The 16,667-nt window shown below is 62.2% G+C and carries 14 protein-coding genes and 4 pseudogenes; 10 read left to right on the top strand and 8 right to left on the bottom strand.

Going from position 1 to position 16,667, the window contains the following annotated elements; all coding sequences use genetic code 11:
• The 7 genes from GA830_RS19770 to GA830_RS19740 all read left to right on the top strand — a co-directional run bounded on the left by GA830_RS19770 (window position 1) and on the right by GA830_RS19740 (window position 6,829).
• The gene (locus GA830_RS19770; protein ID WP_195165116.1) at window positions 1-882 is read left to right on the top strand and encodes a TniB family NTP-binding protein; all 882 of its coding nucleotides are present in this window, start codon (window positions 1-3) and stop codon (window positions 880-882) included.
• Window positions 879-1,745 carry a hypothetical protein gene (locus tag GA830_RS20265; protein WP_258045716.1) on the top strand — a complete coding sequence of 289 codons (867 nt, stop codon included), beginning with the start codon at window positions 879-881 and terminating at the stop codon, window positions 1,743-1,745. Before GA830_RS19770 ends, GA830_RS20265 begins: the two co-directional genes overlap by 4 nt.
• A 433-nt stretch (window positions 1,746-2,178) precedes the next feature.
• The gene (locus tag GA830_RS19760) at window positions 2,179-3,366 is read left to right on the top strand and encodes a Fic family protein (protein WP_195165115.1); all 1,188 of its coding nucleotides are present in this window, start codon (window positions 2,179-2,181) and stop codon (window positions 3,364-3,366) included.
• 300 nt (window positions 3,367-3,666) lie between these two features.
• Window positions 3,667-4,494 carry a type IV toxin-antitoxin system AbiEi family antitoxin domain-containing protein gene (locus GA830_RS19755; protein WP_195165114.1) on the top strand — a complete coding sequence of 276 codons (828 nt, stop codon included), beginning with the start codon at window positions 3,667-3,669 and terminating at the stop codon, window positions 4,492-4,494.
• Window positions 4,491-5,348 carry a nucleotidyl transferase AbiEii/AbiGii toxin family protein gene (locus tag GA830_RS19750; RefSeq protein WP_195165113.1) on the top strand — a complete coding sequence of 286 codons (858 nt, stop codon included), beginning with the start codon at window positions 4,491-4,493 and terminating at the stop codon, window positions 5,346-5,348. The genes GA830_RS19755 and GA830_RS19750 overlap by 4 nt, the downstream gene beginning before the upstream one ends.
• Window positions 5,349-5,825: 477 nt before the next feature.
• A complete protein-coding gene (locus GA830_RS19745) occupies window positions 5,826-6,434 on the top strand; it encodes a hypothetical protein (RefSeq protein WP_195165279.1) in 609 nt (202 codons plus the stop codon).
• Between the two features lie 53 nt (window positions 6,435-6,487).
• Window positions 6,488-6,829 (top strand): hypothetical protein, encoded by a 342-nt coding sequence (locus GA830_RS19740; protein WP_195165278.1) that lies wholly within the window; start codon window positions 6,488-6,490, stop codon window positions 6,827-6,829.
• A gap of 604 nt (window positions 6,830-7,433) precedes the next feature.
• On the opposite strand, the gene GA830_RS19735 is transcribed toward GA830_RS19740, so the two are convergent.
• The 6 genes from GA830_RS19735 to GA830_RS19710 form a co-directional block, all read right to left on the bottom strand.
• Window positions 7,434-8,114 (bottom strand): isocitrate lyase/PEP mutase family protein, encoded by a 681-nt coding sequence (locus GA830_RS19735; RefSeq protein WP_308460489.1) that lies wholly within the window; start codon window positions 8,112-8,114, stop codon window positions 7,434-7,436.
• Complete coding sequence (locus GA830_RS19730; protein WP_195165111.1) at window positions 8,111-8,818, bottom strand: GntR family transcriptional regulator; 708 nt, start codon at window positions 8,816-8,818, stop codon at window positions 8,111-8,113. The genes GA830_RS19735 and GA830_RS19730 overlap by 4 nt, the downstream gene beginning before the upstream one ends.
• Window positions 8,815-10,326, bottom strand: a complete 1,512-nt coding sequence (locus tag GA830_RS19725) for a tripartite tricarboxylate transporter permease (RefSeq protein ID WP_195165110.1) — start codon at window positions 10,324-10,326, stop codon at window positions 8,815-8,817. The genes GA830_RS19730 and GA830_RS19725 overlap by 4 nt, the downstream gene beginning before the upstream one ends.
• On the bottom strand, window positions 10,326-10,793 hold the full coding sequence (locus tag GA830_RS19720) for a tripartite tricarboxylate transporter TctB family protein (RefSeq protein ID WP_195165109.1): 468 nt from the start codon (window positions 10,791-10,793) through the stop codon (window positions 10,326-10,328). The genes GA830_RS19725 and GA830_RS19720 overlap by 1 nt, the downstream gene beginning before the upstream one ends.
• A 76-nt stretch (window positions 10,794-10,869) precedes the next feature.
• A complete protein-coding gene (locus tag GA830_RS19715) occupies window positions 10,870-11,850 on the bottom strand; it encodes a Bug family tripartite tricarboxylate transporter substrate binding protein (RefSeq protein ID WP_195165108.1) in 981 nt (326 codons plus the stop codon).
• Window positions 11,851-11,895: 45 nt separating this feature from the next.
• Window positions 11,896-13,014, bottom strand: coding sequence for an FAD-binding oxidoreductase (locus GA830_RS19710; RefSeq protein WP_308460488.1), 1,119 nt, complete (start codon window positions 13,012-13,014; stop codon window positions 11,896-11,898).
• A 617-nt stretch (window positions 13,015-13,631) separates the two neighbouring features.
• Here GA830_RS19710 and GA830_RS20260 point away from each other — a divergent pair.
• A complete protein-coding gene (locus GA830_RS20260; protein WP_258045747.1) occupies window positions 13,632-13,754 on the top strand; it encodes a hypothetical protein in 123 nt (40 codons plus the stop codon).
• Between the two features lie 295 nt (window positions 13,755-14,049).
• Here the strand turns inward: GA830_RS20260 and GA830_RS19705 are convergent.
• A pseudogene (locus tag GA830_RS19705) lies at window positions 14,050-15,465 on the bottom strand (helicase-related protein); the annotation flags it as partial.
• Window positions 15,466-15,467: 2 nt separating this feature from the next.
• Window positions 15,468-15,767, bottom strand: a pseudogene (locus tag GA830_RS19700) (ParB N-terminal domain-containing protein); the annotation flags it as partial.
• Between the two features lie 304 nt (window positions 15,768-16,071).
• On the opposite strand from GA830_RS19700, the pseudogene GA830_RS19695 reads away from it, so the two are divergent.
• Both GA830_RS19695 and GA830_RS19690 read left to right on the top strand, forming a co-directional pair.
• A pseudogene (locus GA830_RS19695) lies at window positions 16,072-16,375 on the top strand (BrnT family toxin).
• A pseudogene (locus tag GA830_RS19690) lies at window positions 16,359-16,638 on the top strand (BrnA antitoxin family protein). Before GA830_RS19695 ends, GA830_RS19690 begins: the two co-directional pseudogenes overlap by 17 nt.
• Window positions 16,639-16,667 lie beyond the last annotated feature (29 nt).

Below are 16,667 nucleotides of genomic sequence, written 5' to 3'. Positions count from 1 at the left end.
ATGAACGATGATGTCTCTCACCTGACCGCAAACGCCGCTTCGCTGCTCGTAGAAATGGACGAGCGACGTATTCGGGCGATACGATCTCGCCGCTGGGTACTTTACCCGCGGGCCAAGCAAGCCCTCGACCGGCTCAATCGTCTGCTCGACCATCCGCGAGGCACACGGATGCCTTCGGTCGCGATCTATGGTGACAGCGGCATGGGCAAAACCATGATCATGAAGCGCTTCCGCGATGAGCACCCGCCGAGTTTCAACCCGCTGACAGGCACGCTGAAGACGCCAGTGCTCGCGATGGAAATGACCAGCCGACCTGGCGAGCGGCGCTTCTATGCCGAACTGCTCACCCTTCTCGGCGCGCCGCAACGACCGCGCGCCGACATCGCCCAGATGGAGCAGGCGGCGCTACGCATCATGGAAGCCATCGGCGTGCAGGTGCTGGTAATCGACGAAGTGCACAACATCCTCGCCGGAACTTATCGCGAGCAGCGGATCGTCCTGAACACGCTGCGCTTCCTGAGCAACCGCCTACAGATCTCGCTTGTCTGCTTCGGCGTCAACGACGCGCGCGAAGCGATCGGTGGCGACGTCCAGCTTGCACGCCGATTCGAGCAGTTCACCTTGAGCAGGTGGGCCGCGAACGAGCAGTTCGAGACGCTGGTGGCGTCGATCCTGCGCAATACGCCGCTGCGTCGACCCTCGGTGCTCACGCCGAAATCACTGCGGCGGATTCTACAGATCACCGAGGGGATCACCGCCAGCATCTTCCACATGATCAACGATCTCGCGGTTGACGCGATCGAAGGCGGCCGAGAGCATATTGCAGACGATGCTGTCGAAAACTGGGAGCCGGAGTTCGAGGCCGAGGCGGCATTCGCATGATAAACGAAACAGTTTTGCGCCGTCTACCGGTGGTTTTACCGCCCCATTGGGACGAGCTTCTGTCGTCCTGGATCAGTCGCCATGCCGCCTTCTACGCGATCCCACCACTCGTCATGCTTCGACATTGCTTGCCGGATGTTCCCTCGTTGCGAGCAGCCGATCTCCATTTGAGCAGCGATCAGGAAATCCGCCTCGCCAGCATGTTCGCCATCGAATCGGCCGTCTTGCGTCTAATGACCTTCATCAATGTGCCGAAGTCATCGCATCGGCTCATCGCCGCGAGGCCGGCTCAGACCTGTACACTTTGCAGCCCTGGTGGCCCGGAACCAGCACCAATCCTGCGAAGCCAGCTGCTGGGGTGGCGGATTACCTGCCCGCATTGCGGAGCATTGCTGCGAGAGCTCGGCGATGGGGAGCTCCCCTCCCCCTTCCGGCAATATCACCGTGCGGCTCTGCGTGGTGAAAAGCTGCTCGACGATGAAGCCGAACGCGGCATCCGAACCTGGACATCGCCAACCGAAATCGCACGGCTTCTCCTGATGCGGAGAGTGATCTGGCCTCTGCCGCGTGAGCATGAGCTTTGGCGCTACAGGGTGCTCGGCGCCATCATTCCCGATCTCGACGATGTCGTTGCCGCAGAACACGAGAACCTCCCGACCCCTGCAAAACCGATCCTGCCACTCTACATGCGGCCAGCTCTGCTTGCAGGCGTTGCTATCGCCGAGCGTGCCGGACCAGAGATGCTCCGGATGCTGCGTCGGCACATGATGGGCGACAACAAAGTCCGATTCACTGACGCCGCCGAGAGCATGATAGCTCGATCTAGCAGCTTGAGAGTCACTCCGCAGATGCAGCTAATTTGAGGATCTGATCGCGGAGATTCTCATAGTTAAATGCCCACTCTGGACAAAACCGCCGCATTTTTGCATTTAACTGCCAAGCGACACGTGACATAAATGATGGGGCGCAGACGTCCCGAAACGAACCCGTCCCCATCAACCCGCAAACCCCACATTCCTTCACGACGGATCACCGCCGGCGCCCGATCAACGTTGTGAAAACGCACCACCAGGACGACCAGATCGCCGGATCAGCCAGCCGAAAACCGGTCGCTATGCATCAAGCGGGCTAGATTGTGCTGCCCTCACAAGGGCTTGCAGCCTCACCTCTTCGGCCGGAATCCATAGTGGAGCATGACCAAGCGCAGATCGGCCAAAACATCGGCCAATTTCTCTCGCAAATTAACAATATGCGTTTATGATTATGCAGTTAGCAAAGACATAGATCGGCCACGCGATGGAAGAAACCGTACAACGCATCGAGCCCGCCCGGCTTGAAGAAACGTCCGAGATCCTCTCCGACGTGCTGGCGGAGCTTGTCGCGGCATCGGCCACGCTGGGCAGCCGCCTTCACCCGCGCACGGCCGCCAACCTTGCCGACCTCGTGCATATCATGAACACCTATTATAGCAACCTGATCGAAGGCCACGACACACGCCCGCGCGATATCGAGCGCGCGCTGGCGGGGCAGTTTGACCAGGACGAGGACCGGCGCAACCTCCAGCTCGAAGCCGCGGCGCATGTCCGGCTGCAAGCGGAGATCGACCGGCTGGCCGCAGGCGGCACGCTGCCTGAGCCCGCGTCCTGCGATTTCCTCCGGTGGCTGCATGCGGAGTTTTACCGCGATGCCGAGGAGCCGATGCTGCGCATCAAAGGCGCCGGTCGCGAATTCCTGATGGTGCCGGGGGAATGGCGTTCGCAGCCCGAGCACGACGTCGCGGTTGGCCGGCACGAGCCACCCTCCAGCACGCGCGTGGATGCGTTCATGCAGTATTTCGAGACGCGCTACCGCATTGCGAAGCTCGGCAAAGCAGGCCGCGTTCTCGCCATCCCCGCGGCGCATCACCGCTTCAACTTCATCCACCCGTTCCCGGACGGCAACGGCCGCGTCAGTCGCCTGATGAGCCATGCCATGGCGCATGAAGCCGGCATCGCCGCGCATGGCCTGTGGTCGATTTCGCGCGGCCTGGCGCGTGGCCTGAAAAGCCGCACGGACTACAAGAGCATGATGGACCATGCCGACATGCCGCGTCAGGGCGACCGCGACGGGCGCGGCACCCTCTCGCTGCGCGCGTTGGACGACTTTACGCTGTGGTTCCTGCGCGTCTGCCTCGACCAGGTGACGTTCATGTCCGGCCTGTTCGATCTCGGCACGCTGGCCAAGCGGCTGCGCGGCTACGCCGCGCAAAGCGAGCTGAAGCCGGAGGCGGGCCGTCTTCTGGAAGAAGCGTTGATGCGCGGCGAATTCGAGCGCGGCGAGATCGCGCGCATCACCGGCCTGCCGGAGCGAACGGCAAGGAGGGTGTTCAACGAGGTGATCGCGCTCGGCCTGCTGGCTTCGGACACCCCCAAGGGGCCCGTATCGCTGCGCTTTCCCGCCGACGCGCTCGATACGTTGTTCCCGAAGCTCTTTCCGGAAACCTGACCGCGCCGCTCAGCTGCCGAACAGGCGCACCAGTTTCGCGGGTTTCGCGACCCAGCTCGATCTGACGCCCGCGAATCCCGATCTCTTTGCGGTTCCGGATGCATCCTCCATCATCCAATTGCCTTGGAAGAAGGAAGTGGCCTGGGTCGCTGCCGACGGCGACATCAGTGCGAGCTTATCGCAAGAGAGGCGACATATTCATTATGAAATATCCGCACCTAACGCGGATTTACGGAAACAATTTTTCACACTCGGAATTAATCATGTTGAAAAGTCCGCATCTAGAGAGAATAATAGAACATGATTCATGATCGGCGTTCCGCCTTATCCAGCTATATGTCCAGCCTGCTTTCCGCAGGACGGGTGATCTTCAGCGGCGGCGAAGCCGAGGCGGCCTTGGGCGTGGGACGCGGGGCGCTGCTTGACGCTGCCGAGCGTCTGCAGCGTCGGCATCACCTTCTCAATCCCCGCCAAGATTTCTACGTCATCGTCCCCCCGCAGTTCGCCTCATGGGGCTCGCCGCCGCCGAACTGGTACATCGATGCCCTGATGCGCCATGAGGGCCAAGCTTACTATGTCGGCCTGCTCAAGGCGGCTGAGTTGCACGGGGCGACCCATCAGGCGGTCATGGAGTTTCAGGTTGTCAGCGGCAAGCGCTTGCCGAAAATCCGCGCCGGACGCAACCTTGTCGTCTTCTACTACCGCAAGGACATGGCGGCGGTCGCGGGCGGCATCGAGGAGAGGAAGACTGACACCGGTACAATGAGGCTGTCCGGGCCCGCTCTGACGGCGCTCGATCTGCTGCGTTATCCGCGTGCTGCTGGCGGCCTTGATAACATTGCCACTGTCCTCACCGATCTTGGGGAGAAGATCGACGGCGAGCAGCTGGCCGCGCTCTCGACCGCCGCCGAGCGTCCCGTCGTCCAGCGGCTCGGATATCTTCTAGACAGGCTGGGTCATGGCATGCGCGCCGCGCCCATGCACACGGCGCTCGCGGCTCGCTGTCCGCTTTCCTGGACGGAGCTGGACCGCACGGAGATACGCGATCACGACTTCACACCCCCGGAGCAGGAACGCGATCCGCGCTGGCAGGTGATTGTGCGCCGCATGCCCGAGGTGGATGAATGATCCCGGCGCAGAATATCGTCGCCTGGGGCACCGTTGTCCCCTGGGCTGACCCGCGCCAGGTCGAGCAGGATTTGATCATTAGCCGGGCGATCGTCGCCCTTTTCGAGGACCCGTTCCTGCGGACGGCGGTGCGCTTTCGCGGTGGCACCGCGCTCAACAAGCTGCATTTTCCAACGCCCTTGCGGTACTCGGAAGACATCGATCTCGTGCGCACAACGGCTGGTCCGATCGGGCCGGTTCTAGACGCGCTGCGCGCGGCCCTGCAACCGTGGCTCGGTCAAGCGCAGTACGACCCCAGCATCGTCGCGCCGAAGCTGCGCTTTCGGGTCGAAGCAGAGGACGGCAGCGGCGTGCCGATCCGGCTCAAGGTGGAAACCAATATCAGCGAGATCGAGGCGTTTGATTCACCCTTGGACCTGCCTTTTGCCGTCGATAATCCATGGTTCGTGGGCCACACGATGGTGCCGACCTTTTCGCGCGAGGAAATGCTCGCCACCAAGTTGCGGGCGCTCCTGCAGCGCGATAAGGGACGTGACCTATACGACCTCGCCCATGCACTTCAGACATTCGACGGCTCGACTCCGCGAAAGTCGTCGACTTGCTTGGGCGTTATGTCGGGCTGTCGGGCAATGCGATCACGCGGGCGATCGGGCAGGAGCGTGTTGGCCAAGCTCGCGCGACCGCGCTTCCTGACCGATATGAAGCCTCTATTGCCGGCCGCGCAGGCTGAACTGATTTCAGACGAGTCGACGCTACTTGCATTCAGACGCGTCTTTGAGACGTTCATCGAGCAGCTGCCCGGTGACCCGTGGGTCCGCGCCGACGAGATGAAAGACCGCTTCAAACTGTTGTAGTCCCCCGCTGGCGGATTGACGATTTTTCACGACGACTCTGGAGACCGTCTGATGCCGACACATCCATCAAGCCGAAGGCCAACGGGAAGGTCTAGCCCTATTTCATGGAACACCGTTTCACTCGCAAAGAACTGTATGACCAAGTTTGGTCCAAGCCTATTTCTCACCTCGTTTCAGAACTGGGTACGACGCCTGGGATCCTAGGTGCTCTGCCGCGTCGCGCAGATATCCCGACACCGCCTTCCGGCTATTGGATGCGAAAAGAGTTTGGGAAGCCTGTTGCGCAAATGGCCTTACCGCCAGCACCGGCAGGATGCGCGGAGCCCCTGCTTCTGGATACCGAGGCGCGTGGTGTAGGGCGCCGGCCTAAAGTAATTGCGGCGCCAAGGTTGGACTCGATACCCGAGCCTAATGTCCCGGTGATGCTCTCTGAAACACCTACGGTGGCATTGAAAACCGCCTCCGACACGGCCGACGATGATGACGCGTGAGGAGCTGTACAGCGCAGTTTGGGCCACCCCGATGGCGCGACTTGCCGAACAGTACGGCATCAGCGGCAATGGCCTCGCCAAGATTGCCATCGGGAGGACATTCCGTATCCGCCGCGCGGCTACTGGGCGAAGCATGCGGTGGGGCAAGGCGCCGAAAGCGTCTCCTATGTCGAAATCCGATCGCTCGCGCTCGATCACCATCCGTCCGACACCGTTACCGCCGCCCCCAATCGAATTGCCCCAAGAGGTCAAGCAGCAGGTCGACAAGGCACGCGCCAACGAGTCAAGCATCCTTGTCCAAGAGCGTCTTCTCAGGCCGCATGCGGTCGTCGCATCCTGGCTCGCCGAGCATGAAGAGAAGAAGCGGCAAGCGCGCCGGGAGCGAGATCCATGGACTCGCAAACTGTACGATCCTGGTGAATTCACGCAAGCGGAGCATCGGAAGCACCGCATTCTCGACGCTCTGTTCAAGGCGATCGAGCGTCAGGGCGGCAAAATCAAGCAGGGAGAGCGGCGCGAACTGTTCGCGGAAATCTCGGTGAGAAGGTCGAATTTCAGGTCCGCGAAAAGCAGAAGCAGGAGCGACGGCCGCTGACAGCGGATGAGAAGCGATGGCGTTCGCACGACGACAAGGGTTGGAAGCAAGAGTTGGTCCCGACCGGCCGTCTCGTCTTCGAGATCAAGACGTGGCAATGGCCAAACGGCCTGCCGCGCCAATGGCTGGAGACCGACAAACAGGCAATGGAGGCTATGTTGCCTGACATCCTCGCTACCTTTGTAGCAGCAGGACCGTTGCTGGTTCAGCTGCGAAAAGAGCGGGAGGCCGCCGAGCGCGAACGTCAACTGGCGGAGCAGCGCCGATACGAAGAGCAGCGCAGACGCAAACGCGACGCCAACCGTTGGCGAGGCTTCAAGGAGATGGCGCAGGACTGGGCACGAGCTTGCAGCTGTCCGCGATTTCGTCGCGGCGCTGCGCTCGATGGATGTTGACCCTTCCGACGAAATCGACGGGCGGAGTCTCGGAGAATGGATCGCGTGGGCCGAGGATTGGCTCACGCGCGCTGATCCCACGAGCGGGGGCGTTGACGGCATCTTTCGCCGGGTGGCAGAGATTACCGACTGGACCTATCGGGACTCATGAGAACCCGCGTGGCCGACCGGCTGAGGATCGAAATATTGCTCGACAAACAGTTTTCAGTTTGTCCGGGCAAATTCTCAAGCCGCAGAAGGAAGTCAGCTTTTCGTTCATGACTTCTCCGGCCGCCTCGTGCAGGAAGCGTGTCAGCGCCGACCTGTGGGAGACGCGGTCGAGTGCATAGAGGCTGCGACAACTCTCAAGCAGCAACTCCCACGATGTCTACGCCTCGTGGTCGTGCGCAAAGGCTTGGAATCGGCCAAGGTCAACGATTTCGCTGAACTTCGCATAGCTCATCTGACCTGTGAGCGCCTCTGCCCGCCCCGTGTCGAAAGACCGCTAGCTCTCGCCGCTAGCGTGTTTCGACTCGCAGGTCTGCATGCGGCAAAACTGTACTTTAGGCACAGCCGAGCATTAGAACACGACGGAGAACCCCATTTGGGTCAGTTCCAAAGCGTGTCAGCGCGGCTGCGTCGGTGCCGTCCACGAGCGAGACGACCTTCGGTCCCGCCAACCCGCGGCTATACCCTCGACCTCGGCCCGGGTGCGAACGCCATCGACGAAGGCGAGATCGGCACCCTGGTCGAGGTAGCTTTTCGCCCGGCCCAGCGCGGCTGCCAGTCCCTCGGGCTGGAGCGCATCGGTGCGGCCCATGATGACGAGGTCCGAGCCGAAAGCCTGACGCGCCGCTACGGCGGCGGCGATGCGCATTTCGGCCTCGGGTCGGGACACGAGCCGCAGCCCGGCCATCTGCCCGCACCGCTTCGGGCTTTCCTGGTCCTCGATATGGAACGCCGCGACCCCGGCCTGGGTGTATTCGGCGACTGTCCGCCGCACGTTCAACGGCCCACCATAGCCGGTATCGGCGTCCGCGATCACCGGGGTCCGAACGGCGCACACCATCGCGCGCGCATGGTCGGCCATCTCGGTCTGAGTCAGCAGACCAAGATCCGGCTGACCCAAGCGTGCCGCGGTGGCTCCGAGCCCGGTCATGTAGACGGCCGGGAAACCTGCCCGTTCCACGAGACGTGCCGTCAGCACGTCTGGCGCGCCAGGCGCCGCGACGATGTCTCCCGTCGCGAGGAGGGCCCTCAAGCGGGCCGCGCCCGACATCAGCGGCGTCATGGGTTCGGTGTTCAAGTTGCGATTCTCCTTGCCGGGTCATGCGTCGGGCCAAGATGCCCTTCGGCCAATGCGCGCTGATAGACATCGGCGGTGCGTTGCACATGGATGGTCAGCGCCGCGTCGAAGGCGGCAAAATCTTCTCGGACCAGCAGATCCAGCATTTTGCCGTGCTCGTCCATAGATTCGGCCCGCCGCGCCTCGTAGGGAGCTGTGATGTTGGCGCGCAACGCGGCGATGCGGCCGTCTACCAGCGAATAGGAATCGCGCAGGTAGGAATTGCTGCAATGATCGAAGGCAGCCTGATGGAAGGCGGTGTCCAACCGGCCATATTCGACGGCATTGTTTCTCGCCAGGGCCTCCGTCATCAGGGTGACCACCGCGTCCAGCCTGGCCAAATATCCTTCCCTGTCACGGCGCATCGCAGCGCGTGCGCCTTGCGCCTCGAGCATCTGGCGATAGTCGCAGATCGCTGCCAGATCATCGAGCGACGTCTCGAACACGAAAGATCCCCGCTTGGGTCGCACCGTGACGAGCCCCTCGCGCGAGAGGATCGCCATGGCATCACGGATCGGCGTTCGGGAAATGCCCATCTGCGCAACGAGCCTGTCCTCGGAGATGTTCTCGCCGAGTTTGAAGGCGCCGGTCACGATCGCTTCCCTGATCTGGCTGGCGGCGATTTCGGCCAGGGACCGTGGCGGCGTGATCCTGCTGACCATCATGTACTCATCTCCTTGGGCCTGTCGCGCCGTCCCCGCCACCATAGCCAGGCCGGCACGGTCCAGACAACGGCCACCAGAACCGCGAGGCCCGCGGCGATCGGCCGTTCGACGAAGCCAAGGAAAGCCCCGTCGGATTTGATCAGCGAGGTGATCAGGTTCCGCTCGACCAGCAAACCCATGACGATCCCCAGGATCGTTGGGGCGACTGGAAAGCCGTTCTCCTCCATCAGGTATGCCAGAAGGCCGAGCACAACCATGATCACAATGCCCGAAGCGCTGGCATTGATCGCATAGGACCCGACGATGCAAAACGCCAGGATCAGCGGCGCGAGCGCCATCTTGGGTACGCGCAGCACTTGTGAAGCGAGGGCGATGGCCAGCAGCCCGAGCGGGACGATCATCAGATTTGCGATGAGAAAGACGAGGAAGATCGCCGTGATCGTGTCCGCATTGGTGAGGAAAACCATGGGACCCGGATTCAGGCCCTTGATGTAGAGCACGCCGATCACGATCGCCGTGATGCTGTCGCCTGGAATTCCAAAGACCAGCGCAGGCACATAGGCGCCGGACAGAGCGGAATTGTTCGCCGCGCAAGCGTCAACCAGACCTTCCTCGCTGCCTGAGCCATAGGTCTGCGGGGACTTCGAGAATCGCTTCGATACGGCATAGGATATCCATGCGGCGATGTCGGAGCCGGCGCCCGGCAGGATGCCGATAATGGTCCCGATGGTCGAACTGCGCGCCAGATTCAGCTTGCGCCGCCACAGCACGCCGCCCAGGCCGCGAAAGAGCGCGAACGGATTGCCGATCGGCGCCGCGGGCGGCAGTGTGTCCCGGTGGACGAAGGTGCGGATCAATTCCGGGATTGCGAACATGCCGATCAGGGCGGGTACGAAGGCGACCCCATCCAGCAGCGATGTCAGGCCGAAGGTGAAGCGCGGCAGCCCCGAAGTCGTGTCCATGCCCACGCTGGCAATCATCAGTCCAAGCCCCAGCGCGATCAGGCTCTTGAGGAGCGAGGACGAGCCCAGCATCACTGCCGCCGACAGGCCGAGAAGCGCCAGCCAGAAATATTCGAACGAGGTGAAGTTCAAGGAGACCAGCGCGAGTTGCGGCGCTGCGAACATCAGCACCAGCGACCCGAACACACCTCCGATGGCCGAGGCCGTGACGGAGATGCCGAGCGCTCGCCCAACCTTGCCGGCCCGGGTCAATGCGTTGAGGTCATCGACATAGGCCGCCGAGGCGGCAGTGCCCGGAATTCGAATCAGTGCAGCTGGAATGTCAGAGGCAAAGATCGCCATGGCAGCCGTGGTCACGATGGCCGCGATGGCCGGAACCGGGTCCATGAAGAAGGTCAGCGGCACCAGCATCGCGGTCGCCATGGTTGCCGAAAGCCCTGGCACCGCGCCCACAAACAGACCGAACACGGCGCAGGACAGCATGACGAACAGCAAGTCCCAGGTCAGTACGAGGGCAAGGGCCGCGTCGAGGTTCTGGAAAACCATCAGAGGATCCCCTTCAACAGCCCGGCCGGCAAAGGAACGTAGAGCAAGCGGGTCATCAGCAGGTGCAGCGCGAGCACGAAGGTCGCCGAGACGACCATCCAGGCTGGGTTGCGGTAGCCGCACAGCAGGAACAGCGCGGACACAAGGCAGAAACCGCCCAAGGGAAAGCCCACCTTTTCAAAGGTCAGAGCGAAGATGACAATTCCTGCTGTTGCCAACAGTGCCGCCGCGAAGCGGTCGGGATGCCGCCATCCGTCCTCGAGCGCGACCCAGGTGTTCGTGCGCGAACGCAGACCAGTGACGGCCAGGGCAACACCGCCCAGCATGAACAGGCTGCCCAGCACGCTCGGAAATGTTCCCGGCCCGATGCTCTGCCCCGACAGGCGGGGGAAGCCGAGCGACGTGGTCAGCACCCACAAACCGAAGGCGAACAGGAGCCCGCCGATCAGGCTGTCATGAAGCTTCATGGCGGTTCGATCCTCCTTCGAACGAGCCGGAGCATGGTGAGATATCCCCTCCATGCCCCTGATTGTTTGCCGGGCCCTATTTCTTGGCCAGGCCAACGGCCTTCAAGCTTTGCGCCAGCGCCGCGTCGGAGGTTGCCATGAAAGTTTCGAAATCGGGGCCGGCCGTCCACTGGGTGGCGTAACCTCGCTCCTTCATGAACGCCAAATAGTCAGGGTGATTCACCACCTTGGTCATCGCGTCGCCAAGCTTGGCTGCGACGTCGGCGGGAATGCCGGCCGGCGCCACAATGCCGCGCCACGAGCCGAGCACAAAATCATGACCCGTCGCCTCGGTGAAGGTCGGCAGATCAGGTGCGGCATCCAACCGGGCCTTTCCAAAGACGGCGAGCGGCTTGATCAGCCCAGCCGACATCAGCGCCGCGGCCTCCGGCAGCGAAGCGGTGGCAATCTGCACGCCGCCAGCAGCCAGATCCTGCAACCCCGGCGCTGCCCCTTCGGACGGAACCCACGCAACTCGTTCCACAGGCAGGCCTGCCGCGAGCAGCATTCCGGCGAGCGCCAGGTGATTCACGCCACCTTGCGCGGATCCAGATGCCTTGAACTCCCTGTCAGGAGCCGCCGACAGCGCCGCGAGTAACGCCTTCATGTCTCCATATGCCGCATCCGCTCGCACGAAGATTGCGGCCGGATCCGAATTGTAGAGCCCGATCGGCGTATAGGCCTTGTAGGTCAGTTCAGTCAGGCCCAGCGTATGCATGGACCCAATCTCCAGCGTCGCCACTCCGATCGTCTGGCCGTCCGGAGCAGCCTCTGCGATGGCCGAGTGCCCGATAACTCCGGATCCGCCTGTCCGGTTCACGACCGGAACGGGGGCGCCCAGTTCCTTTTCCAGCAAGCCGCCGATGATGCGCGCGGTCGCATCGGTTCCGCCCCCCGCGCTCCACGGCACGATCAGCGTGACCGGACCGTTCGGCCAGTCCTGCGCCGTGGCTGACAGGGTTGCGCCCAACATCGTCGCGGCGGCGAGCGACAGGATCATCCGTCGGTTCAGTTTCATGTCTTCCTCCCTTGGTTAGGCCCGCGCGGCACATGCCGTGCAGGTTTAGTCGAAGATTTTCGTCGGGTTGAGAATCCCGTGCGGATCGAGACAGCGCTTGAGCCGACGCATCAGGTCGACCTGCGCTTCATCGCGGGTGTGATTGAGGTAGGGCTTCTTTAGCAGTCCGATCCCGTGCTCGGCCGAAACGGTTCCGCCGAGGTCGCGGACGATGCCGTAGACGATCTCGCTGACAGTGGGCAGCGGTTGCGGAGCTGCGCCCGGCACCCAGGCAACGATGTGGATGTTGCCGTCGCCGACATGTCCGTAATGCACCGAATGACATCCCAATCGGTCGAGCAGCGCCGGCTTCGAGCGGGTCACGAACTCTTCGATCCGCCGGATCGGCAGGCCTATGTCGAAGGAGATGTGCGGGCCGATCACCTGGGGATTGGCGAACTCGGCCGCCGCATCGCGCGTGCCCCAGAAATCGGACAGGTCCGACAGGCTGCGGGCTACCGCGCCATCCTCGATGGCTCCTACCTCGAACTGCTGCTGAAGCCACGCGTCGAAGCGCGCTCCGTCAAGGTCCTCATCGAGTCCCTGCATTTCGATCAGCACAACGTGAGTGCCATCACCAATGGCGACGGGGGCCTTGCCACCGGGGACGCGGACGGTCGCCTGATGCCAATAGTCGGCCCACATGACCTCGAATGCCGACAGGAACGGTCCGAGATTGCGGCGCGCGGTGGCAAGCAGGTCCACCACCTTGTCGTAGCCGGTGACCACGCACAGCGCCGCCGCGACGCAGCCGGGCTTCGGGTGCAGCCGCAGCACGGCGCGGGTGATGACGCCGAGCGTACCCTCGGAACCGAGAAACAACTGCTTGAGATCGTATCCGGCATTGTTCTTGATCATCCGGTTCAGCATCGGCAGCACGGTGCCATCCGGCAGAACCACCTCAAGCCCCAGGACCAGGTCGCGCGCCATGCCGTAGCGGATCACGCGGTTGCCGCCCGCATTGGTGGACAGGTTGCCCCCAACGAGACACGAGCCGCGTGCGCCCAGATCCAGGGCAAAGAACAGTCCGGCCTCATCGGCCGCTTTCTGCACGACCTCAAGTGGCGTTCCGGCCAGGACTGTCATCGTCATGCCATCCGGGTCGATCTGCTCGATCCCGACCATGCGTTCCAGCGATAACGCGATTCCGCCATTCGAGCAATGCTCCACCACAAAGCTCCGGTCAGACCGCCCTGAGCTATCTCTCATCTCGTCTGATCTGCTCTGGATCTCTCTTTTGATGACGAAAGACGCGCCGCCGGGTCTGGGCATGAAGCTCCAGTCCTGCGGTCACGATTTTACTCGCCCGCAACTCCGGACCCAGATGGATTGCCAGCGCCTACTGCGCTGCCCCTGAACTCCGCCTCATGCTACTCCTCTAGATATGTTATACGTTACGTTATAACATATCTTGCATCATGCAAGCTGGGAAACTGATATTCTCCCTTATCCGGGATCGTCATCCCCTATAGACCTATCTCTTCTACTCCTACATCCCATAGCGCCAAGCCTTAGCGATGTGACAAAGTGGATTCCCAAATCGGCTGATCACTGATTCAAGCTGTTCTTTGCGGAGAACAGCCTTGGTTCGTGGATTGATGTCGGATGCGGAATGGCCTCTTTCGAACCGTTCCGTAGTTCGAAAGGGGCCGAGGCGGGGTCTCGCCTCGTGATCACCGCGGTGCTGGACGGGGTGTTTCTGGATTCCGGACGGGACGCCTATCTCACAGCCACTTCGGAACATGGAACTCGTTACCGCCAGTTCCGGCGCTGGACGCTGGCGCGCGCTGGACGCTGGGGTCTGGGACGTGATGCTGGAGGGGATGAACGACACCGGCACGGGCAACGACAGCCTTCAGATCTGAACGGCGACGCCGGGCAGGAGATATTCGACGCCCGCGACCTGCGGCGCATACGCGTCCTCATGAAGAGCAGCCGCGCAAGAACGAATGGCTGCAGGACAAACTGCCATGTCCCGAATGCCATGGCGAAGGCCTGGAGGCGATCGCCAATCCCGATGATGCCCGATCGTCAAAAACGGGCGTGGATATCTGATGTCGCCATGCCTCCACTGTCATGGCATGCGCTAAGTGTCGATCGCGCAGTCAGCTTCGAGCAATATGCATTAGGCACGCCTCAGGAGGCAGCCAAGCGAATGGCTCATGCAGCCATCGTCTCGACACCGGCAAGGTCTGCGACATCGGCGGAGAGCGACGCTTCAATCTCGGAAAGGTGCATACGCTTCGCGGCGAGTTCGTTCGAGAACGAAAACTCCCCGCCCTCACGCGAGCGATAGGACGCCAGCCGCCGCTGAGCATCGGCAAGACGTTGACGAAATCGCTCCTGCTCGTCTTCGAAGCCGGACAGAGCATGTTCGAGACGCGAGATAGCGCCGAGCGGCGTGGTGGTCACCGACAGGTCGATCTCATAGTCGGCGCCGGTTCTCATCAGCATGGTGCTGTAGCGATAGCCGTCCTTGCCAAACCGCTCGCCGGAATAGTCGAGGTGGAATCCACCGAGCGAGGCGATGGTGGTATCCCCTTCCTGTTGAAGTTGCACCAGGGTGAGGATTCCTTCATGAGCGCGCGACCGGCGCGTTTCCGTTCGACAAAGGTCCCGGTCGCCGACCTGCATGTGGAAGGCATCGCCCGTAGTCGGAATAAGCCTTTCGATATCCAGCCCGATCTCGCCGATGCGGCCGGTGGCATATTCGATATCGCGCTCGGCATCGCGGATCTGGCGACGGATGGGCGAACTGGTCGTCCTGATGTGCCGCGCGCAGCCCGCTCGAGCCGCGCGATGTCCGGCTTCGAGGCCGGCCTTCTGCATCAGGCGGGATCCCCGCTGGCAATGGCCTTCGCGATGGCGAACTGGTTTGCCTGTCCTTCGCCCATATCCTCCAAGCGGCGAATAGGAAGTATCGCCGGAAAGTGCAGCCGCGATTGAACCGTGCCTTGCGTTCGTTGTTCTTGCCACATCTGGGTGTCCATCGAGCCTTCCGTGGCATAGGCGTAGATGTCGATGACATCGTGCTGGTTGCCCTGGCGGAGGATGCGGCCCTCGCGCTGCTCGATCTGTGAGGGCAGCCAGGGCACGTCGAGATGGTGGAGGGCTTTCAGGCGGAGCTGGGCATTGACTCCGGTGCCCATCGTGTCGGACGAACCGATCAGGAAGCGCACCTTGCCGGCGCGCACATCGCCGAACAGGCGCTGCTTGGCATCGGACTTCTTTGAAGTCCTGCATGAAGGCGATTTCCGATGCTGGCACACCGATGCGGACCAGCTCGTCACGGATCCAGCGATAGGCCGAGAAGCCACGGCTCTTCTCGACGTTGATCGTGCCGAGATCGGAAAAGATCATCTGCGCCGCGCCCGGCTGATCAAACGGCTTGCCGTCGGAGCGGACATAGGTGCCGCTCGCCGTCTCACGCCAGATGCGCCAGGCATTGGTCACGACGTCATTGAGCTTGTTGTCGGGCTCATTGGCATTGTCGCAATCGACAAGCCGAAGATCGATGGCCGCATGACGGCCGTCGGTGATGACGGAAAGGAGAATATCGTCCCCGGGCTGTGACGGTGTTCGTGCGCCAGCGTCTCGGCAAGCGAGCGCATGGCGCCACCGTCCTCGGCGCGTTCGATGACCAGCACGGCAATCTCGTCCAGCCCTGCGGCGATCGCCTGTTTGACGCGCCTATGGCCTGCATCGATCACATAGCCGTTACCACCGTCGGATTCTGCCGCAACGACGGGCGGCTGCACAATGCCGACGGCACGGATCGTCGCCAACAGCAGCGCGTCGGCCTGCGGGCTGGACTTGGAGCGTCGCGCCTTGTCGGGGTTTTCCTTCAGCGCACGCGGATCGACAAATTTCAGTTCCATGGAAATGCTCCTTCACGGGGGTTCCGGACACCGCCAAGCGCAGCATCCTTCCTCGTCTTCTTCCCGAAGACCTCCCCCGGCCCGCCGAGCGGACGGGCCGGTGCAACTGCGGCCGAGCATCCCTGCCGGGCCGATCAAGCGGGGCTCACAGCCCTGCGAAGAGCGAACGGCCGGGATTGCGAGCGGCGCGGTTGAGCGATAGCGTCAGCGGTCCGCCCGGTCTGCGAGCGGATTATTTCCTTTTCTTCCCCCCTCTCCCCCTCTCCCCACTTGAAGTTCTTGTATATGACGGCAATATACATTGATGATCGATTGGAAACGGATCGCCGGCTTCGACTGGGACGCGGGCAACGCGCGCAAGAGCGTGGAAAAAGCACGATGTCAGCCAGGCGGAAGCAGAGCAGGCATTTTTCAACGAGCCGCTGCTGACGGTCTCTGACGCAAAGCATAGCGCCAGCGAGCCGCGTATCCACGCTCTCGGACGGACCGACGACGGAAGGCTGCTGCATATCACCTTCACGCTTCGGGAAAGTGAGACAAAACTGCGGGTGATTTCGGCCCGCGACATGAGCCGCAAGGAGCGGAGCTATTATGAACAGGACACGTAACACCGTGCCGCATTTCGCAACGGGAGACCGAGGAGCGGGCTTTCTGGGAAAGCCAGGACTCGACCGACCATGTCGACTGGAGCAAGGCCGAAAAGGTGCGGCTGCCCAATCTGAAGCCGTCTTCCACCTCGATATCGCTGCGGCTTCCCAATTCGCTTCTGGAGAGGATCAAGGTCGCCGCGGGAAAGCGCGACGTTCCCTATCAGTCGCTCATCAAGATCTGGCTGGCCGAAAAGATCGATACTTCCGGCACGCAGCGCTGATCCGCTCCACACAAAAATGGCCGGCGCCG

The sequence above is a fragment of the Mesorhizobium sp. NBSH29 genome (genome assembly GCF_015500055.1).
Classification (GTDB): domain Bacteria; phylum Pseudomonadota; class Alphaproteobacteria; order Rhizobiales; family Rhizobiaceae; genus Neomesorhizobium.
Note: the sequence above shows the minus strand (reverse complement) of the source record. Positions and strands in the feature narration are given on the sequence as shown.

Coding starts and splice junctions, on each gene's coding strand:
- GA830_RS19770 (WP_195165116.1), top strand. CDS start 1: ATGAACGATGATGTCTCTCACCTGACCGCAAACGCCGCTTCGCTGCTC.
- GA830_RS20265 (WP_258045716.1), top strand. CDS start 879: ATGATAAACGAAACAGTTTTGCGCCGTCTACCGGTGGTTTTACCGCCC.
- GA830_RS19760 (WP_195165115.1), top strand. CDS start 2,179: ATGGAAGAAACCGTACAACGCATCGAGCCCGCCCGGCTTGAAGAAACG.
- GA830_RS19755 (WP_195165114.1), top strand. CDS start 3,667: ATGATTCATGATCGGCGTTCCGCCTTATCCAGCTATATGTCCAGCCTG.
- GA830_RS19750 (WP_195165113.1), top strand. CDS start 4,491: ATGATCCCGGCGCAGAATATCGTCGCCTGGGGCACCGTTGTCCCCTGG.
- GA830_RS19745 (WP_195165279.1), top strand. CDS start 5,826: ATGATGACGCGTGAGGAGCTGTACAGCGCAGTTTGGGCCACCCCGATG.
- GA830_RS19730 (WP_195165111.1), bottom strand. CDS start 8,818: ATGATGGTCAGCAGGATCACGCCGCCACGGTCCCTGGCCGAAATCGCC.
- GA830_RS19725 (WP_195165110.1), bottom strand. CDS start 10,326: ATGGTTTTCCAGAACCTCGACGCGGCCCTTGCCCTCGTACTGACCTGG.
- GA830_RS19720 (WP_195165109.1), bottom strand. CDS start 10,793: ATGAAGCTTCATGACAGCCTGATCGGCGGGCTCCTGTTCGCCTTCGGT.
- GA830_RS19715 (WP_195165108.1), bottom strand. CDS start 11,850: ATGAAACTGAACCGACGGATGATCCTGTCGCTCGCCGCCGCGACGATG.
- GA830_RS19710 (WP_308460488.1), bottom strand. CDS start 13,014: ATGGTCGGGATCGAGCAGATCGACCCGGATGGCATGACGATGACAGTC.
- GA830_RS20260 (WP_258045747.1), top strand. CDS start 13,632: ATGGAACTCGTTACCGCCAGTTCCGGCGCTGGACGCTGGCGCGCGCTG.